Source organism: Pseudoalteromonas sp. 31A1, assembly GCF_011378815.1.
Classification (GTDB): domain Bacteria; phylum Pseudomonadota; class Gammaproteobacteria; order Enterobacterales; family Alteromonadaceae; genus Pseudoalteromonas; species Pseudoalteromonas arctica.
Genome location: NZ_WTKY01000016.1, coordinates 39628 through 57305 on the forward strand (window position 1 = coordinate 39628; position 17678 = coordinate 57305).

Genomic DNA, 17678 nt, shown 5'->3' on the forward strand with positions numbered 1-17678 from the left:
TTAATACTCATGTTCTTGCTCATGCTCTACTAAGCTCAGCATCCACTCTTTAAACGAAACTATTTTACCAAGCTCGGTTTGCGATTCGCGAAGCACTAAGTAATATGCATTTTTACTTTCTAGACTGTGATTAAACGGAATAACCAAACGCCCTGCATCTATGTCGGGTTTAGCTAATACACTATTACCAATTGCCACACCTTGCCCATGTACTGCAGCTTGTAACACCATTGATGAGTGACTAAATATAGGTCCTTGATTTACCTGAATGTTACGCACGCCTGCAGTTTTCATCCACGTTTTCCAGTTTTTACGTGTGGTGTCATGCAATAAGGTGTGATGCGCTAAATCACTAGGTTGATCAAGCGGCTTTAATCCGCTTAATAACATAGGACTACAAAGTGGTACTAAATATTCGGTATGAAGTTTGTACGCTTGTACGCCATTCCAATGACCTCTTCCATAGTAAATAGCAATATCTACGTCATCAGTCAGTGAGTTTTCATCTTGATCTTGTGCTTTTATTCGCACGTCTATCTCTGGGTGTAACTCATTAAACAAACTCAAACGAGGCACTAACCACTGAATAGCAAAACTTGGTGTTAGACTAACTGTTAATGAGCCCTTAGCACCACGGGCTAATAGCTTTTCAGTTGCATCAATAAGCTGAGTAAAAATCTCTTTTATATCTAAAAAATAGCCTTGGCCTTCTTCAGTTAATAATAATGAGCGGTTTTTACGTAAAAACAACTTTAAACCTAAATGCTCTTCAAGTGTTTTTATTTGATGACTTACTGCCGCCTGCGTTACATAGAGCTCTTCTGCAGCCTTAGTAAAACTTAAATGACGCGCAGCCGCTTCAAAGGCTTTTAATGCGTTTAATGGAGGTACCCGTCTTGACATAATAACCAAGCTTAGAATTAGTTTTTCTTATGCGTGAGATTATATACATCATATAAGTTTGTGTATATTAAAGGCATAAAAAAAGCGACCTGAGTCGCTTTTTAATAAACATCATGCTTAATTATAAATCGCTTGCACTTGTATCAAGTGGGGCAAAGCTTTTAATTAAATCATCAACCGCTTTCATTTGCGTTAAGTATCCTTCTAACTTACTAAGCGCTAGCGCACATGGGCCATCGCATTTAGCTTCATTAGGGTTTGGATGCGCCTCAATAAATAAACCTGCAATACCTAGCGCCATACCGCTGCGTGCAAGCTCTGCTGCTTGTGCACGACGACCATCAGCAGAATCAGCTCGGCCACCAGGGCGCTGAAGTGCATGTGTTGCATCAAAAATAACAGGCGCCATTGCTTTCATGTCATCCATACCCAGCATATCAACCACTAGGTTGTTGTAACCAAAGCTAGAACCACGCTCACAAAGTGCGATGTTATTATTACCCGCTTCATTAAATTTAGTAATGATGTGGCGCATTTCATGTGGCGCTAAAAACTGTGGTTTTTTCACGTTAATAATTGCACCTGTTTTAGCCATCGCCACAACTAAATCTGTTTGACGTGCTAAAAAGGCTGGTAACTGAATTACATCAACAACTTCAGCAACAGGTGCTGCTTGATGCGGTTCATGTACATCAGTAATAAGCGGTATGTTGAAAGTCTTTTTAATCTCTTCAAATATTTTTAAACCTTCTTCCATACCAGGACCACGGTACGAATTGATTGAAGAACGGTTAGCCTTATCAAATGACGCTTTAAATACATAAGGAATATTGAGTTTCGTCGTAACTTCTACGTAATGCTCTGCAACACGCATAGCTAAATCGCGAGATTCTAATACGTTAATACCACCAAACAATACAAACGGTTTGTTGTTTGCTAGTTCAATTTCATTAATTTTAATAATTTGGTCTTTCATTTAAATTCCTTACGGTGCAACTGCTTGCATCATTAATCCACAAATATAAGCCATATAAGTACCCACACCATAGCCCAGTACAGCTAACAGGACACCAACAGGCGCAAGCGAAGGGTGAAATGCTGATGCTACAACAGGTGCAGACGCTGCACCGCCCACATTAGCCTGCGAGCCCACTGCCATATAAAATAACGGTGCTTTAATTAGTTTAGCTACTACTAACATTATGCTTGCATGCACTAACATCCAAATGGCACCAACTAAAAATAACCCTGGGTTATTAAAAATAGCGGTTACATTCATATGCAAACCAATCGATGCAACTAAAATATACAAAAAGCTAGAGGCTACTTTTGAAGCGCCAAACGCTTCTATTTGTCTAACTTTAGTAAACGATAAGCCTATGCCAATCGTTGTTGATATAACAATTAGCCAAAAGAATTTACTGTTTAAGCTGTATTCTTTTGCCCACTCATAAGTCGTGCCAAAGTACGGACCTAAAAAGTCAGCACAAAAATGCGCTAAACCGGTTATACCAAATGCAATTGCAAGCAGCGTCATGTAATCGTTAAGAGTAGGAATACGTGCGTGTTCAGCATGATAGGCTTCAACACGTTTTTTTAAATCTTCAATTGCGCTTGTATCAGCACCCGTAGCTGCATCAATCTTTTTATGGTTTGCTGCCATTAACAATAAAACAGCCATCCAAATATTCGCGACTATTACATCTACTGTAATCATTACAGAAAATATATCACCACCAACTTCAAACATCTCTTTCATTGATGCTTGGTTAGCACCACCGCCAATCCAGCTACCCGCAACGGTTGTCATACCGCGCCATACTGCATCGGGCCCATGACCACCAACAATACTTGGATCAAATGCACTCACGACTAAAATAGCTAATGGCCCACCAATAACAATGCCCAATGTACCCACTAAAAACATAATGAGCGCTTTAGGGCCTAAGTTAATAATAGCTTTTAAATCAATACTAATGGTAAGCAGTATTAAACAAGCAGGCAGTAAGTAGCGCGAAGCCACATAATAAACATTGGATTTATTACCATCTACAATACCAAAGGTATTTAATAACGAAGGTAAAAAGTAACACAGTAGTAAAGCAGGTACGTATTTATAAAATCGTTTTAAAGCTGGACGCTCACTGTTTGAGGTTTTAAAAATAAACCCCAAAATAATAGCAAGCAAACCAAGCACAACGGCATCATTTGTAATTAATGCGCTTTGAGTTTCAACCATAATTATTCCTATTCTTAATGGTGCGTTTTATTATTATCTTCTAGTTCTTCTATTTGGTGTTGAATAATCTCTATTGCAGGATCGTCCGGACACTCATCGACAAAAAACTGTAAATCATCACGTGCCATTTTAGGGCAACCGAGCTGATTTAATAAGTAACCTCTGTCGCGTCTCTCATACGGGTCGTCGCCTATTAGCTCCATTAGCATCTCTACACAGGTCAAAGCATGACCAAATTTGTTTTCGCTAATGAAAGACCATTTTTGCTGAGCTAAAAATAGCTTATATACTTCGTCATCAAAAATTAACTCTAAAGGCTCTTGTTCTTGCCCATCATCTTCATCTGCGTTTTCAGGGATGATATACCAGCTTTGTTGCCCGCTGCTTGGCTCAATTATGTAGCCCTCTTCATCACTTATCGCCACATGAACACCAACATCACCCAGCGTAAGACTAAGATTTGCATCAAAGTTAGCTTGTTGTAAAAAGTGACAAAGTATAATTGCAAGCGTTGTTGGTGAGCCACTACGCATAGAAAGCGTATAGCTTAATGTATTTAATTTGTATTCTGGCACTTTTAAGCCTGAGGCACTAAATAGCCAATCGCTGTAAAACATATCTAATAATTTTTCGAAGCGATCGTGCTCATCACTCACTTTTAAACACAGCGCTGAAATTTGCTGTTCAAAGTCAGTTAAAGTTTCATAACATGGTGTTAAATCTATCTGAGGGTCCCATTTTGACTCTGCTTTAATACAGCGGTAAATCGCTGGAGGTGTAAATTCATCGTAAGCATCATCAAGATAAGATTCATCGTGTTCGTCAAACCCGAGGGTAGTCATTAATACTGCAACATTTTAGAAAACGAAGGCCTAGTTTACCTAACTTTAAAGCTATATACCAATATAGAGATGTTTTTGAATATTTTCTGAGAGAGAGTCGTATTTGAGCTTTATAAAACAACTATAAAGCTCAAATAGTCAGGTATTACTTAAAGCAAAAAAGCTGATTTAGACGTCGCTAAATAACCTATCGCTAAAATAACAGCAGTGTTAACTAAAACGTAAGCAACTTTAGCCGTCATTTTAGTTTGTCTGGCGCTTTTAGCCCCAATACCAATATATATAACCACTAAAACTATTTTTTCTAATAGCCAATATTGTTCAAACGGGTTAATTTTAGCCATAAATATAAGCGTAAGTGCAGACACTAATAACAAAGTATCTATACTATGACTACCAATCATTACCGCTTTATTTTTTGCTAATTTACCACTGCCCATTCGCGAAAATGCGCGAACATAAAATAAAATCACACTCAACATCGCAATTGCCATGTGTGAATGCTTTACTGCTAAATAATCCATATGCCCCTGTACTTCTGTTTTATAAAAATTTAATCAGGAAAACGGTTAAGAACCGCTTCTAACTCATCAAGCTTCTCGTTAAATACTTCAACCAATTTCGGTTCAAAGTGTGTGCCTTTTTGAGCGTTAATTTCATCAACTACGTTTTGCAGTGTCCAAGGTTCTTTATAGCATCGTTTATGGCGAAGTGCATCGTATACATCAGCAAGTGCAACTATACGACCAAATACATTAATTGCGTTTCCGCTTAAACCTTGTGGGTAACCAGAGCCATCCCATTTTTCATGATGCTCTTTTGCAATAATTGCGCCTGCACTAACAATCTCATGCGGCGAGTCTTTTAAAATAGTATAGCCTTTATCAGTATGGGTTTTCATCACTTCCCATTCTTGGGCATCTAACTTTGCTGGTTTATTTAATACCGCATCAGGAATGCCCACTTTGCCTACATCATGAAGAGGCGACGCCAACCTTACTAAATCAGCATCATGCTTAGATAAGCCATACCCTTGTGCCAATATATGACAAATATGTGCTACACGCTTAACATGATTACCCGTTTCTGTTGAGCGTTGCTCTACCGCTTCACTTAACCTGTAAACAAGCTCTTGTTGCGTTGCTTCTATTTCAGACTGAAGTTGTACATTTTCAAACGCAAGTTGCACATTTTGAGAAAAAATCTTAATTAAATGGCGCTGAGTATCCGTTAAATCCTTTGGAATACCTGATATAAATAGCATCGAATTATGATTGTACTCACTGCTACAATACGCAAATAAGTAGTTATCTTTATAAATAATGCTTTTTTCATTAAGCGCCTGATGACATGCACTTAACTGTTCAGCTTGTAATACCTCATCGAGCTCTTTACCTTCACTTTTTTCAAAGTCACCGGTACCCGAGCAAACAATTAATTTTTTATTATTTTGTGCTTCAGGATTTTGCGCAACTAAAGTAGTTGCATACATAGCTTGATCAGCAATACCGAGTAAAGAAGTTAACTGCTGCATAACGCCTTCAATAAAGTGCTCTATTGAATGCGCAGAAAAAATATCACGGGACGCTATAATTATTTTCTCAAGCCCTTCGCGTGACTGCTCAATCGAAATAATATCCCGATACGAACGCAGGCTCGACATAATAACAGTAAATAACTTTTGAGCCGTTAGCTCTGTTTTAGATTTGTAATCGTTAATATCATAATTAATAATTACTTGTCGTTCAGGTGCTTGACCAGGTTGACCCGTTCTTAAAATAATTCGAATATGATTATTTTTAGCTTCTTCACGAATAAACTTAGCAACTTGCAAACCGGCATCATCGGTCTCCATTACTACATCAAGTAGTACAATGGCTGCATCTGGATGCTCTTTCACAAGCTCTTTTGCTTCAGCACCTGAGTACGCACTAATAAATTCTAAGCGTTTATTTTGAAACTCAAAATCACTCAACGCTAGTTTTGTAACAGCATGAACTTCAGGTTCATCATCAACGATTAATACTTTCCAGGTACCGAGTTCAATCTCATTGATTGCTTCTTCTGGCTCATCTGAAAATAAAAAATCACCCATCATAGTCGAAATTCCTTCATGGCATTATTTAACGCACTAGCAGGCAATTATTATTCTTTAGGGCCACTGTGCAAACGTTACACGGTCATTATCACCAAAGTCTTTCACTGTTTTAATATCCACAAATGCCATTTTTTTGAAGAAATGACGAACAGCTTCACCTTGCTCAAAACCGTGTTCTATTAAAAGATAGCCACTAGATAACAAATAGTCACGTGATTGTGTAATTATTTGTTTAATATCAGACATTCCACAATCATCAGCCACTAATGCCGACAAAGGCTCAAAGCGCACATCGCCCTGATTTAAATGTATATCACTGCTTTCAATATAAGGCGGGTTGGTAACAATTAGGTTGAATTTCTCACCATGTAACTCGCTAAACCAGTTGCTTTGCTTAACGTGAACGTTATTAATAGCCAATCGCTGCTGGTTACGTGTAGCCAGTGCAACTGCATCGCTTACTCTATCTACTGCAATAATTTGCCAATTAGGCATTTCACTACCAAGGGCCAGTGCGATTGCACCAGTACCCGTGCCTAAATCAAGCACTTTAGCTGTAGCAGGTACAGCCACTTCAAGTGCTTGTTCTACTAACGTTTCAGTATCTGGTCGAGGTATTAAAGTTGTTGCGTTAACTTCAAGCGATAAGCTCCAAAATTCACGTTGCCCCGTAATATGTGCAACAGGTTCACCGTTTAAACGTCTTTGGCAAAATGTATTAAATTGCTGTTGTTGTTCGGCATTAAGCGCATGCTCTGGCCAAGTAAAAAGGTAACTGTGAGGTTTTTGAAGAATATGTAGAAGTAAAACTTGTGCGTCTAATTTAGCACTTTCGCTGCTAGGTGCTAATAAATTAGCGCCTGCAGCAATAGCTTGTTCAAGAGTGTGGCTCACGATTACTCGTCGCCCATAGCCGCTAATAAGTCAGCTTGATGTTCTTGCATTAATGGGTCAATAACGCAGCTTAAATCACCCGCTACCACTTCATTCAAACGATAAAGTGTTAAGTTAATACGGTGATCGGTAATACGACCTTGTGGGTAGTTATAAGTACGGATACGTTCAGAACGATCGCCACTACCTACTAAGTCACGACGTTCAGATGCTTCTGCCGCATGGCGCTTTTCATCTTCAGCCTGTTGTAAACGTGCTGCAAGTACTGACATCGCTTTAGCACGGTTTTTATGCTGTGAACGTTGATCCTGACACTCAACCACAACACCGGTAGGTATATGTGTAAGTCGAATAGCAGAATCTGTTTTATTAACGTGCTGACCACCTGCGCCTGATGCACGAAATGTATCAACTTTTAAATCTGCGGTATTAATTTGTATCGCTTCTGCCTCTGGTACTTCCGCCATTACCGCAACAGTACACGCAGAGGTATGAACTCGCCCTTGTGACTCAGTTTCTGGCACACGTTGTACGCGGTGTACACCTGATTCAAACTTTAATTGACCGTAAACGCCTTCGCCACTAATATTTGCAATAACTTCTTTGTAACCACCGTGCTCACCTTCATTGGTGCTCACAACTTCTACTTTCCATTTTTTAGTTTCTGCATAGCGGCTGTACATACGGAATAAGTCGCCAGCAAAAATAGCCGCTTCATCACCGCCTGTTCCAGCGCGTACTTCAACAAACACGTTGTTATTATCTCGCGGATCTTTTGGCAACATTAATACTTGAATTTGATCTTCAATTGCCAAAATTTGTGCTTTAGCTTCTTTATATTCTTCTTGCGCCATTTCACGCATTTCAGGGTCAGAATCTTTAAGCATTTCTTCTGCACTGGCTAAATCATCTTGCGTTTCTTTGTAAGTTAAAAACGTTTTTACAATCTCTTCAAGCTCAGAGTATTCTTTTGAAAGCCCACGAAAACGATTTTGATCACTAATGACCGACGGGTCGCTTAGTAGCGCTTGTACTTCTTCGTAACGCTCTACTAAGGTTTCTAATTTATTATAAACAGACTCTTTCATTTAACGGTTATTCCTGATCAATACCTAACATTTTTTTCAACTGGTTTAGCTGCGCCACTTCACCTTTTTTCGCTGCGTCTTGTATTGCACGGGTAGGCGCGTGCATTAAGCGATTGGTTAATTTATTGGCGAGCTCTAATATAATTTTTTCTGCATCTTTACCTGTATTTAGCTGACTAACAGCACGCTCTACAAGTTCTGACTTAATTGTTTGTACATCATTTCGATAATGGCGGATTAAATCTACCGAATCGAGTGAGCGCATCCACATTGCAAATTCTTTGGTGCGTTCAGTAATAATTATTTGCGCTTGCTGTGCAGCTTGCTCACGCGCTGCCATATTCTCGCTTACAATGGTTTGTAAGTCATCAACGGAATATAAATAGGCAGCATCTAGCTCACCTACTTGGCTTTCTATGTCGCGCGGAACCGCAATATCTATAAATAGCATAGGCTTGTGACGGCGCTGCTTAAGCGCTTGCTCAACCACCCCTTTACCAATAATAGGTAAAGTACTGGCGGTAGAACTAATGACTATATCGGCTTCATGTAAACGTTCTGGTAACTGTGCAAGTGCGATAACATCTGCAGACACTTCATCAGCAAGACTGCGAGCACGTTCAATTGTTCTATTCGCGACCGTTATTTTTTTAGGCTCATTTTGATATAAATGTTTAGCAACCAGTTCAATGGTTTCACCAGCACCAATCAATAACACATTGGTTTGATCAAGCTTGCCATAAATATGTTTTGCTAAATTAACAGCCGCAAATGCAACCGACACGGCACTTGCGCCTATATTTGTTTCAGTGCGAACTTGCTTCGCTACCGAAAAGGTTTTTTGAAACAACCTATCAAAAGTAACCCCTATTGCATCGTGGGTTTTAGCACTAAAAAACGATTGCTTTATTTGCCCTAAAATTTGCGGCTCGCCTAACACAAGAGAATCCAACCCACACGCTACGCGCATTAAGTGGTTAATGGCGTCATTACCTTCATGGCAGTATATATTGCTGCTCAGTTCATGTTCATCCAAACCATGGAAACTGGCAAGCCAAGTTAACAGTGTTTGGGAATTTTGCTGAGCGAGGCTACAATAGATCTCGGTTCGATTACAGGTAGACACAATAACCGCTTCATTAAAGTCGGCATGGCCACTTAATTGTTGCAACGCCTCTGAAATTTGCTCAGGCGAAAAAGCCACTTTTTCACGTAATTCTACGGATGCGGTTTTGTGATTTATACCTAGTGCTATTATGGTCATATTTGCCAAATATTGCTGAGCCCTACTTCAAAGGCGGTAATTTTACCAAAAATCAGCGGAATATGGAAAGTAAGGAACAACATTTGATTCGACAATATTTGATTTTATTCATGTTTTTTTTATTATTAGGTGGCTGTGCCCATCAAATTGATACAAAAACAACACTTTATGATGATTGGAAACCACGTTTAGCTGCTCAAAAAACTTGGCAGGTCGAGGGGAAACTCGCGTTTATAAGCCCAGAAGAGCGTCAATCTGCAAACTTAAATTGGCAGCAAACAACAAATTCCAATAATTTAATACTGACTACTTTTATTGGTACTCGTATTTTGTCGCTTAAACAAACAGCAAATGGTGCTGAATTAGAGTTTGACGGCGATGAGTACTTTGATACTAATGCTGCAGAGCTTTTAAAGCGTTTAACGGGTTTTACACTCCCTGTTGATAACGCCGATAACTGGCTTAAGGGCACCATTGACGATCAAAGTTTAGTCGTTGATGAACTAGGCCGTGCAAAGCAAGTATTATGGTTTGATAATACAGGCAAGAAATGGCAAATAGATTACGGCACTTACGTACAAAACGCAGGTTACTGGTTACCAACTAAACTGACGTTAAAGCATCAACAAATAAAAATAAAAATTCAACTCTACGATTGGCAGTTTAAATAAGTATGAATAACAAAACCTCTTTTTCACTTATTGCCCCGGCAAAACTCAATTTATTTTTACATATTAATGCTCGCCGAGAAGATGGCTATCATGAACTAGAAACCTTATTTACTTTTTTAAATTTTGGTGATGAGTTGCATTTTGAGCTAACAACAGACGGTGGTATTTCTGTCGGTGGTGATACTAAAGACATACCCCTAAATGATAATCTCATCTATAAAGCGGCTTTATTATTACAAACACACTGTAAAACCTCTTTAGGTGTAAAAATAAATTTAATTAAACGCTTACCCATGGGCGGAGGTGTTGGAGGTGGTTCATCCGACGCCGCAAGTACTTTATTAGCGCTAAATAAATTATGGAAATTAGAACTAAATTTAGAAACTCTAGCCCAATTAGGACTTAAATTAGGGGCTGATGTTCCGGTGTTCATACAAGGGCAAAGCGCCATAGCGCATGGTATTGGTGAGAAATTACACCAGGTAAAACTTGAACAAAAATGGTACTGCGTTGTACACCCAAACCAACATGTAAGTACTGCAAAAATATTTACACATCCAGATTTAAAACGCGACACACCAAAAATAATAGGCGATTGGAAACACCATACTTTAACCAATGATTGTGAGCCTTTAGTTAAAAAGCTTTGCCCCGAGGTTGAAAAAACCCTCCAGTGGTTGCTAAAATACGCACCGTCGAAGATGACCGGAACAGGTTCATGTTGTTTTGTCGAATTTGCTAGTCAAGTTCAAGCACAAGATGTACTTGAAAATCTCCCCCATACTTGGCAGGGTTTTGTGGCTTCAAGCGCAAATGTCTCACCTGCTCATACGGAGTTAACCGCCATATTCGATCAATGAAGTAACGTACAAGTAATCATAAGTTAACTCGCAGTGGTATTTATCATTGCCCGTTAGTCCAAATATTCAGTGCCTGAGGAACCCTACCGTGCCTGACATGAAGCTCTTCGCTGGTAACGCAACACCTGAGTTAGCTCAAAAAGTTGCAAAACGTTTATATATTGAATTAGGCGATGCTGTTGTTGGCCGTTTTAGCGACGGTGAGATCAGTGTTCAAATAAATGAAAATGTTCGTGGCTCGGACGTTTTTATCTTGCAATCAACCTGTGCCCCTACAAACGATAACCTAATGGAACTTATCGTTATGGTTGATGCTCTACGTCGTGCATCTGCAGGTCGTATTACTGCCGTCATTCCTTATTTTGGTTATGCGCGCCAAGACCGTCGTGTACGTTCTGCCCGTGTTCCAATTACCGCTAAAGTCGTTGCCGATTTCTTATCAAGCGTTGGTGTTGACCGTGTTCTTACGGTTGATTTACACGCTGAACAAATCCAAGGCTTCTTTGATGTACCAGTAGACAACGTATTTGGCAGCCCTGTATTACTTGAAGATATGAAAGAACGCGACTTTGAAGACGTCGTTGTTGTATCTCCAGATATTGGTGGTGTTGTACGCGCACGTGCAATTGCAAAACTACTAAACGATACCGATTTAGCAATCATTGACAAACGCCGCCCTCAAGCAAACGTTTCTCAAGTAATGCACATTATTGGTGACGTTGAAGGTCGTGATTGTATTATCGTAGATGATATGATTGATACCGGTGGTACGTTATGTAAAGCCGCAGAAGCACTTAAAGAACATGGCGCTAAACGCGTATTTGCATACGCAACGCACCCTATTCTTTCAGGTAAAGCAGCAGAAAACTTACGTGACTCGATGATTGACGAAGTAATTGTAACTGACTCAATTCCGCTATCTGACGAGCTTAAAGCCCTTGATAAAATTAAGGTACTTACGCTTGCTGACATGTTAGCAGAGACTATTCGTCGTATTAGTAACGAAGAATCTATCTCAGCGATGTTTGAACACTAAAATTAAACATTCCTGAGTATAAAAGCGCCTTTTGGCGCTTTTTTTGTAAGCGATGTTTATTTTGTCTGGGCGTGGTGGTATGATAGCGCGCCTTTTGGCTAGGGACCTTGGTCGCAAAGGCCCTACACATTTTAATAACTGGAGACATCATGTCTAACAAAACTTATACATATAACGCTGAACTTCGCGTAGAAACTGGTACTGGTGCGAGCCGCCGCCTACGTCGCGAAGACAAAGTTCCTGCAATCCTTTACGGAGCTGACAAAGAAGCTTTATCTCTTACTTTTGCTCATAAAGATATGATCAAAGCACAAGAAGACGAAGGTTTTTACACGCATATCCTTACGCTTAACGTAGATGGCGAAGCTGTTGAAGTAATCTTAAAAGATATCCAACGTCACCCATTCAAGCCTAAGCTTACTCACCTTGATTTCCAACGTGTAGATGCTACTCATAAATTTCAAACTAAAGTTCCTCTTCACTTCATCGGTGAAGATATTGTAACTAAAGCTGGCGCAACTGTTGTTCACCAGTTAACTGAAGTTGAAATTACGTGTCTTCCAAAAGCACTTCCAGAATTCATTGAAGTAGATGTTTCTAAGTTTGTTGTTGGCGATTCTGTTCATATTTCTGACCTTACTTTCCCTAAAGGCGTTAGCTCTGTAGATTTAGGTAAAGGCGAAGGCCATGATCAGTCTATCCTGACTATCAAAGCAAACAAAGCAGCTCCAGTTGAAGACGACGCTGCAGCAGCAGAATAATTTTTAAGGTCTCGCAACCTTGAATTCTATTCAAATGCTTGTGGGCCTGGCTAATCCAGGCCCCGAATACGCAAACACACGCCACAATGCAGGTGCTTGGTTCATCGAGCAAATCGCTGCACGCTACAACTGCACCCTAAAATACGATCCTAAATATCACGGCCTTACAGGCAAAGTGATCATTCAAGGCCAAGAATTCAAATTATTGATCCCCACTACTTACATGAATTTAAGTGGTAAAGCGGTCGGTAGTTTAGCTAATTTTTTCAAAATCCCTGTCGAGGACATTTTAGTTGCCCATGACGAATTGGATTTAGACCCAGGCGTTGCCAAGTTAAAAAAAGGCGGCGGGCATGGCGGTCATAATGGTTTAAAAGACATTATTGCAAAAATGGCAAATCAAAAAGACTTTATGCGCTTGCGCATTGGTGTAGGTCATCCGGGGCATCGTGAAATGGTTACTGGTTGGGTGCTTGGAAAAGCGGCCAAAGCAGACCAAGAAAAAATGGATGCTGCTGTTGATGAAGCAGTTCGTTGCATGGAAATACTTGCAAAAGATGGTGTGTTAAAAGCACAAAACAGACTACATTCGTTTAAACCCTAGTAACTTGGGTCCAAGTACACCGTTTAAACGAATTCTAAACAAGGTATCTTACTATGGGTTTTAAATGTGGCATCGTTGGCTTGCCTAACGTTGGTAAATCAACGCTTTTCAATGCACTAACTAAAGCGGGTATTGAAGCCGCTAACTTTCCTTTTTGTACCATTGAGCCTAATACAGGTGTGGTACCTGTACCAGATCCTCGTCTAGACGAACTTGCTAAAATAGTTAATCCTCAACGAGTTCTTACCACCAGTATGGAATTTGTAGACATTGCTGGCTTAGTAAAAGGCGCATCTAAAGGTGAAGGCCTTGGTAACCAGTTTTTAGCTAACATTCGTGAAACCGATGCAATTGGCCACGTAGTTCGCTGTTTTGAAGATGAAAACATCATCCACGTAGCAGGCACTATTGACCCTGCTGACGATATTGACGTAATCAACACTGAGTTAGTACTTGCTGATATGGATAGCGCTGAAAAAGCCCTTTTCCGTAATTCAAAAAAAGCAAAAGGTGGCGATAAAGACGCTAAAGAGCAAAATGCTGTACTTGAAAAAGTAAAAGTGCATCTTGACGAAGGCTTAACTTTACGTGGTCTAGCACTAACTAAAGAAGAAAAAGCAGCAATCAGCTCTATTAACTTCTTAACGATTAAACCAACAATGTATATTGCAAACGTTGCTGAAGATGGTTTTGAAAATAACCCATACCTTGACCGCGTACGCGCTATTGCCGCAGCTGAAGATGCGATTGTTGTTCCTGTATGTGCCGCTATCGAGTCTGAGCTTTCAGAACTAGATGACGAAGACAAGCTAGAGTTTATGGCTGATCTTGGTCTAGAAGAGCCAGGTCTTAACCTTGTTATTCGTGGTGGTTATGAATTACTACAATTACAAACTTATTTCACAGCTGGCGTAAAAGAAGTACGCGCATGGACAATCCCTGTAGGTGCAACAGCACCACAAGCAGCGGGTAAAATCCATACCGACTTCGAGCGTGGCTTTATCCGTGCGCAAACTATTGCTTTTGACGACTTTGTTGCCTTTAAAGGTGAGAGTGGCGCAAAAGAAGCAGGTAAGATGCGTCAAGAAGGTAAAGAGTACATTGTTAAAGATGGCGATGTAATGAACTTCTTGTTCAACGTATAAGTACAAATTAAACCAATTTCACTTGGTAATAATTTTTAAAGGCTCGTTTTTACGAGCCTTTTTTGTATTTAAGCATTATAAAAATAATAATTAGCCTCAACTAGTCTATCTTTGTAATATCGCTTAATTAAAGAAGTACAGGGTTAATTAAGATTCCGCGCCTTAAAGGCAGCTAAAAAAACAGCATTTTTATTAAATTTTAGCCTGTTAGCTTAATTTTCCTGCAAACAAACACAGTTAAGTGTTTTTTTGCAAAAAAGGTGTTGACGAATTTGGGTCATATCAGCATAATACGCCCCGCACTCAGCGATGAAGTGCTAACAAAAAAAGATGGCTAAGTAGCTCAGCTGGTTAGAGCACATCACTCATAATGATGGGGTCACAGGTTCAAATCCCGTCTTAGCCACCATTATTTTTTTGTTGCTCAATGAAGAGTTTAAAATAACTACCTTGTGTGCGGGAGTGGCGGAATTGGTAGACGCGCTGGATTTAGGTTCCAGTATCTTAGGATGTGAGAGTTCAAGTCTCTCCTTCCGCACCATAATTCTTGATAAGAATTAAAACTATCAATTGTTATTGTTGGGATATCGCCAAGCGGTAAGGCACCAGGTTTTGATCCTGGCATTCCCAGGTTCAAATCCTGGTATCCCAGCCAACAATGGCTAAGTAGCTCAGCTGGTTAGAGCACATCACTCATAATGATGGGGTCACAGGTTCAAATCCCGTCTTAGCCACCATTTCTTCTTTTAGAAATGGCTCTGCAAGAGTTAAATTGCAGCTCAATGAAGAGTTTAAAATAACTACCTGTACTTTATTGTACAAACGATGCGGGAGTGGCGGAATTGGTAGACGCGCTGGATTTAGGTTCCAGTAACTTCGGTTGTGAGAGTTCAAGTCTCTCTTTCCGCACCATTTCTTGATAAGAAATAAAATTATCATTAATTCTTTGTTGGGATATCGCCAAGCGGTAAGGCACCAGGTTTTGATCCTGGCATTCCCAGGTTCAAATCCTGGTATCCCAGCCAACTTCTTCTACCAAGGAAAGTTGGATAAAAGAATTGCTCTAGCTTAGAGTTTAAATTGGCAAATTGTTGATGCGGGAGTGGCGGAATTGGTAGACGCGCTGGATTTAGGTTCCAGTAACTTCGGTTGTGAGAGTTCAAGTCTCTCTTTCCGCACCATGTTCTCATAAGAACTAAAATTATAAAGAATTCTTTGTTGGGATATCGCCAAGCGGTAAGGCACCAGGTTTTGATCCTGGCATTCCCAGGTTCAAATCCTGGTATCCCAGCCAACTTCTTCTACCAAGGAAAGTTGGATAAAAGAATTGCTCTAGCTTGGAGTTTAAATTAGCAACTTAGTGATGCGGGAGTGGCGGAATTGGTAGACGCGCTGGATTTAGGTTCCAGTAACTTAGGTTGTGAGAGTTCAAGTCTCTCCTTCCGCACCATGTTCTTATTAAGAACTAAAACTAATTCAAATTTATAGTTGGGATATCGCCAAGCGGTAAGGCACCAGGTTTTGATCCTGGCATTCCCAGGTTCAAATCCTGGTATCCCAGCCAATTTGACTCCCCTATCTAAAACTTCTCAATACTCATTAAATTCAACTTACTTTTTCTGCACCTAAATAAACATTTATAAATTCATCTATATTTATTGGTTTGCTATATAAATACCCTTGTAAATAATCACAGTTAAGACTCAACAACGCCTGTTCTACCTCTTTAGTTTCTATTCCTTCAGCAACTACATCGCAATTTAATCGACTCGCTAAAAACAATGTAGATTCTACAATGGCGTAATCAGGTGAGTTAGTAAGCATATCTTTGACAAACGACTGATCAATTTTTATTTGATTAATTGGCAGCTCTCTTAATAACGACAGTGACGAAAAGCCAGTACCAAAGTCATCAACACTAAATTTAAACCCGCGCATACTCAACTGTTGCATCATTTTTCTAGCAGCCGGTATATTTGTCATCATTGCACCTTCTGTAATTTCAAAAATTAACGAGTCGCTTAATGTAGGGTCGGTTGCGAGTAAACTAATTATAAAATCGTAAAACTCGCTGCTTTCAATATCTTTCGTTGATAAATTGACATGTATAGTACCGGTGAAACCAAATAGCTTGAGCTTTCTAATATGATTAACGGCTTCTTGTACAACCCATTTCGATAAAGGAAAAATAAGCCCTGTACGCTCAGCTACGGTTATAAACTTTTCTGGACTAATAAAGCTACCATCATCTTGCGGCCATCGGATAAGCGCTTCTAGGCCATGTAATTGCAGATCTTTAGAGTCCATTATGGGTTGTAAATAAAGCTCAAACTCATCTTTATGTAATGCCACTTTAATTTTGGCTGATAAATCAAAAAAGTCCTCAGCTCGTTTACCTATTGCAGATGAGTAATTTACCAAAGGTTGAAATGTTTTTTTAGCTTCATGCAGTGCCAAGTCAGCTTTTTTTAATAGCTGATCGGGCAATCGGCTATCATCAGGAAAACGGCTTACGCCTATACTTAATTGTATTTTAACCATTTGCTCATTCGTACAAAACGGACTTTTGACGGCTGAGTTTATAATGTTTACACAATAATTCATGCTTTCATCTGTATCGGTATGCAATAAAAAAGCAAACTCATCGCCACCTATTCGATATAACTTAGCAATGCCGCATAATTCTTTATTTAGTTTATTGGCAAATGCAGCCAAGAGTTGGTCACCACACTGATGCCCAAACGCATCATTAATTTGTTTAAAGTTATTTAAGTCGATATAAAATAGTGAAAATGGGGAAGGATATTCAACTTGTTTACTTAAAGATTTAAAAAATTTATCGCGGTTAGGTAGAGTTGTTAAGTTATCGTGCTCAGTTTGATATTTTTGATACTGCGTTGCTTGCTCTATTTTAAGAATACTTTTTAAGCTCAGTTTAATAACTAAAAAAACAAACCCACCACCGCCAAGTAACAACATAGCCACCATATTCATAACGACGGGTGCAATGTCGTGGTTTGAAAAATAATAGAGTATCCACCAATACCCTATAATAAAAAAAATAATAGCGCATAGCAGTACACTCCATGCTCTTTGCGATGTTTTTTTGCAAACTTTAACGGTTGTTTTTAAGCTAGCAACAAGCAGTAGCGCACCTAAAATAATTATTACTGTAAAAAAATTATCCACACACAGGCTCTTTAAAGTTATTAAATTGCGATTTAGTGATGTAACACCAGTTAAATTAAAACCGTGTTCAATATAGCCGAGTCA

16 protein-coding genes and 10 tRNA genes are annotated in these 17678 nt (G+C 39.5%); 16 read left to right on the plus strand and 10 right to left on the minus strand.

The genetic code is table 11. From position 1 onward, the window contains the following. The 9 genes from GQR52_RS14485 to hemA form a co-directional block, all read right to left on the minus strand. The gene (locus GQR52_RS14485) at window positions 1–903 is read right to left on the minus strand and encodes a transcriptional regulator GcvA (RefSeq protein WP_002958561.1); all 903 of its coding nucleotides are present in this window, start codon (window positions 901–903) and stop codon (window positions 1–3) included. 121 nt (window positions 904–1024) lie between these two features. Continuing rightward, window positions 1025–1879 carry a 3-deoxy-8-phosphooctulonate synthase gene (gene kdsA, locus GQR52_RS14490; protein ID WP_007583968.1) on the minus strand — a complete coding sequence of 285 codons (855 nt, stop codon included), beginning with the start codon at window positions 1877–1879 and terminating at the stop codon, window positions 1025–1027. A 9-nt stretch (window positions 1880–1888) separates the two neighbouring features. Next, a complete protein-coding gene (locus GQR52_RS14495) occupies window positions 1889–3142 on the minus strand; it encodes a DUF819 family protein (protein ID WP_007583967.1) in 1254 nt (417 codons plus the stop codon). A gap of 14 nt (window positions 3143–3156) precedes the next feature. Beyond that, window positions 3157–3984, minus strand: a complete 828-nt coding sequence (locus tag GQR52_RS14500) for a tetratricopeptide repeat protein (RefSeq protein ID WP_007583966.1) — start codon at window positions 3982–3984, stop codon at window positions 3157–3159. 149 nt (window positions 3985–4133) lie between these two features. Then, window positions 4134–4508: a SirB2 family protein gene (locus tag GQR52_RS14505; RefSeq protein ID WP_007583965.1), complete on the minus strand. Its 375-nt coding sequence runs from the start codon at window positions 4506–4508 to the stop codon at window positions 4134–4136. Window positions 4509–4537: 29 nt separating this feature from the next. Further along, window positions 4538–6082 (minus strand): response regulator, encoded by a 1545-nt coding sequence (locus tag GQR52_RS14510; RefSeq protein ID WP_007583964.1) that lies wholly within the window; start codon window positions 6080–6082, stop codon window positions 4538–4540. Between the two features lie 54 nt (window positions 6083–6136). After that, window positions 6137–6976 carry a peptide chain release factor N(5)-glutamine methyltransferase gene (prmC, locus tag GQR52_RS14515; protein ID WP_165728898.1) on the minus strand — a complete coding sequence of 280 codons (840 nt, stop codon included), beginning with the start codon at window positions 6974–6976 and terminating at the stop codon, window positions 6137–6139. Window positions 6977–6978: 2 nt separating this feature from the next. Further along, on the minus strand, window positions 6979–8064 hold the full coding sequence (gene prfA, locus GQR52_RS14520; protein ID WP_024593863.1) for a peptide chain release factor 1: 1086 nt from the start codon (window positions 8062–8064) through the stop codon (window positions 6979–6981). A gap of 7 nt (window positions 8065–8071) precedes the next feature. Next, window positions 8072–9328 carry a glutamyl-tRNA reductase gene (gene hemA, locus GQR52_RS14525; protein ID WP_010554718.1) on the minus strand — a complete coding sequence of 419 codons (1257 nt, stop codon included), beginning with the start codon at window positions 9326–9328 and terminating at the stop codon, window positions 8072–8074. 83 nt (window positions 9329–9411) lie between these two features. On the opposite strand from hemA, the gene lolB reads away from it, so the two are divergent. The 16 genes from lolB to GQR52_RS14605 all read left to right on the plus strand — a co-directional run bounded on the left by lolB (window position 9412) and on the right by GQR52_RS14605 (window position 15969). Then, window positions 9412–9999 carry a lipoprotein insertase outer membrane protein LolB gene (lolB, locus tag GQR52_RS14530; RefSeq protein ID WP_101164113.1) on the plus strand — a complete coding sequence of 196 codons (588 nt, stop codon included), beginning with the start codon at window positions 9412–9414 and terminating at the stop codon, window positions 9997–9999. A 2-nt stretch (window positions 10000–10001) separates the two neighbouring features. Beyond that, window positions 10002–10859 (plus strand): 4-(cytidine 5'-diphospho)-2-C-methyl-D-erythritol kinase, encoded by an 858-nt coding sequence (gene ispE, locus GQR52_RS14535; RefSeq protein WP_165728899.1) that lies wholly within the window; start codon window positions 10002–10004, stop codon window positions 10857–10859. Between the two features lie 88 nt (window positions 10860–10947). After that, on the plus strand, window positions 10948–11895 hold the full coding sequence (locus tag GQR52_RS14540) for a ribose-phosphate pyrophosphokinase (protein ID WP_007583957.1): 948 nt from the start codon (window positions 10948–10950) through the stop codon (window positions 11893–11895). 149 nt (window positions 11896–12044) lie between these two features. Next, entirely contained in the window at window positions 12045–12656 is a 612-nt protein-coding gene (locus GQR52_RS14545; protein WP_008171830.1) for a 50S ribosomal protein L25/general stress protein Ctc, read from the plus strand. 19 nt (window positions 12657–12675) lie between these two features. Beyond that, window positions 12676–13260 carry an aminoacyl-tRNA hydrolase gene (gene pth, locus GQR52_RS14550; RefSeq protein ID WP_007583954.1) on the plus strand — a complete coding sequence of 195 codons (585 nt, stop codon included), beginning with the start codon at window positions 12676–12678 and terminating at the stop codon, window positions 13258–13260. 53 nt (window positions 13261–13313) lie between these two features. Then, on the plus strand, window positions 13314–14405 hold the full coding sequence (ychF, locus tag GQR52_RS14555) for a redox-regulated ATPase YchF (protein ID WP_007583951.1): 1092 nt from the start codon (window positions 13314–13316) through the stop codon (window positions 14403–14405). Window positions 14406–14737: 332 nt separating this feature from the next. Further along, window positions 14738–14814 (plus strand) — tRNA-Met (locus GQR52_RS14560). Between the two features lie 47 nt (window positions 14815–14861). Then, window positions 14862–14946: transfer RNA gene (locus tag GQR52_RS14565), tRNA-Leu, on the plus strand. A gap of 39 nt (window positions 14947–14985) precedes the next feature. Then, window positions 14986–15060: transfer RNA gene (locus tag GQR52_RS14570), tRNA-Gln, on the plus strand. A gap of 5 nt (window positions 15061–15065) precedes the next feature. Continuing rightward, window positions 15066–15142: transfer RNA gene (locus GQR52_RS14575), tRNA-Met, on the plus strand. Window positions 15143–15232: 90 nt separating this feature from the next. Beyond that, a tRNA-Leu gene (locus tag GQR52_RS14580) sits at window positions 15233–15317 on the plus strand. Between the two features lie 38 nt (window positions 15318–15355). Then, window positions 15356–15430 (plus strand) — tRNA-Gln (locus GQR52_RS14585). A 71-nt stretch (window positions 15431–15501) separates the two neighbouring features. After that, window positions 15502–15586 (plus strand) — tRNA-Leu (locus GQR52_RS14590). Between the two features lie 38 nt (window positions 15587–15624). Continuing rightward, window positions 15625–15699, plus strand: a tRNA-Gln gene (locus GQR52_RS14595). Window positions 15700–15770: 71 nt separating this feature from the next. Then, window positions 15771–15855, plus strand: a tRNA-Leu gene (locus GQR52_RS14600). A 39-nt stretch (window positions 15856–15894) separates the two neighbouring features. Then, window positions 15895–15969 (plus strand) — tRNA-Gln (locus tag GQR52_RS14605). 41 nt (window positions 15970–16010) lie between these two features. Here the strand turns inward: GQR52_RS14605 and GQR52_RS14610 are convergent. Further along, window positions 16011–17594: a bifunctional diguanylate cyclase/phosphodiesterase gene (locus GQR52_RS14610; protein ID WP_165728900.1), complete on the minus strand. Its 1584-nt coding sequence runs from the start codon at window positions 17592–17594 to the stop codon at window positions 16011–16013. Between the last annotated feature and the right edge of the window lie 84 nt (window positions 17595–17678).

Bases quoted from the DNA above. Each gene is read 5' to 3' on its own strand.
- ispE (WP_165728899.1), top strand. From the start codon at position 10,002: ATGAATAACAAAACCTCTTTTTCACTTATTGCCCCGGCAAAACTCAAT.
- GQR52_RS14545 (WP_008171830.1), top strand. From the start codon at position 12,045: ATGTCTAACAAAACTTATACATATAACGCTGAACTTCGCGTAGAAACT.
- GQR52_RS14500 (WP_007583966.1), bottom strand. From the start codon at position 3,984: ATGACTACCCTCGGGTTTGACGAACACGATGAATCTTATCTTGATGAT.
- GQR52_RS14495 (WP_007583967.1), bottom strand. From the start codon at position 3,142: ATGGTTGAAACTCAAAGCGCATTAATTACAAATGATGCCGTTGTGCTT.
- GQR52_RS14505 (WP_007583965.1), bottom strand. From the start codon at position 4,508: ATGGATTATTTAGCAGTAAAGCATTCACACATGGCAATTGCGATGTTG.
- prfA (WP_024593863.1), bottom strand. From the start codon at position 8,064: ATGAAAGAGTCTGTTTATAATAAATTAGAAACCTTAGTAGAGCGTTAC.
- kdsA (WP_007583968.1), bottom strand. From the start codon at position 1,879: ATGAAAGACCAAATTATTAAAATTAATGAAATTGAACTAGCAAACAAC.
- GQR52_RS14510 (WP_007583964.1), bottom strand. From the start codon at position 6,082: ATGATGGGTGATTTTTTATTTTCAGATGAGCCAGAAGAAGCAATCAAT.
- GQR52_RS14485 (WP_002958561.1), bottom strand. From the start codon at position 903: ATGTCAAGACGGGTACCTCCATTAAACGCATTAAAAGCCTTTGAAGCG.
- ychF (WP_007583951.1), top strand. From the start codon at position 13,314: ATGGGTTTTAAATGTGGCATCGTTGGCTTGCCTAACGTTGGTAAATCA.
- hemA (WP_010554718.1), bottom strand. From the start codon at position 9,328: ATGACCATAATAGCACTAGGTATAAATCACAAAACCGCATCCGTAGAA.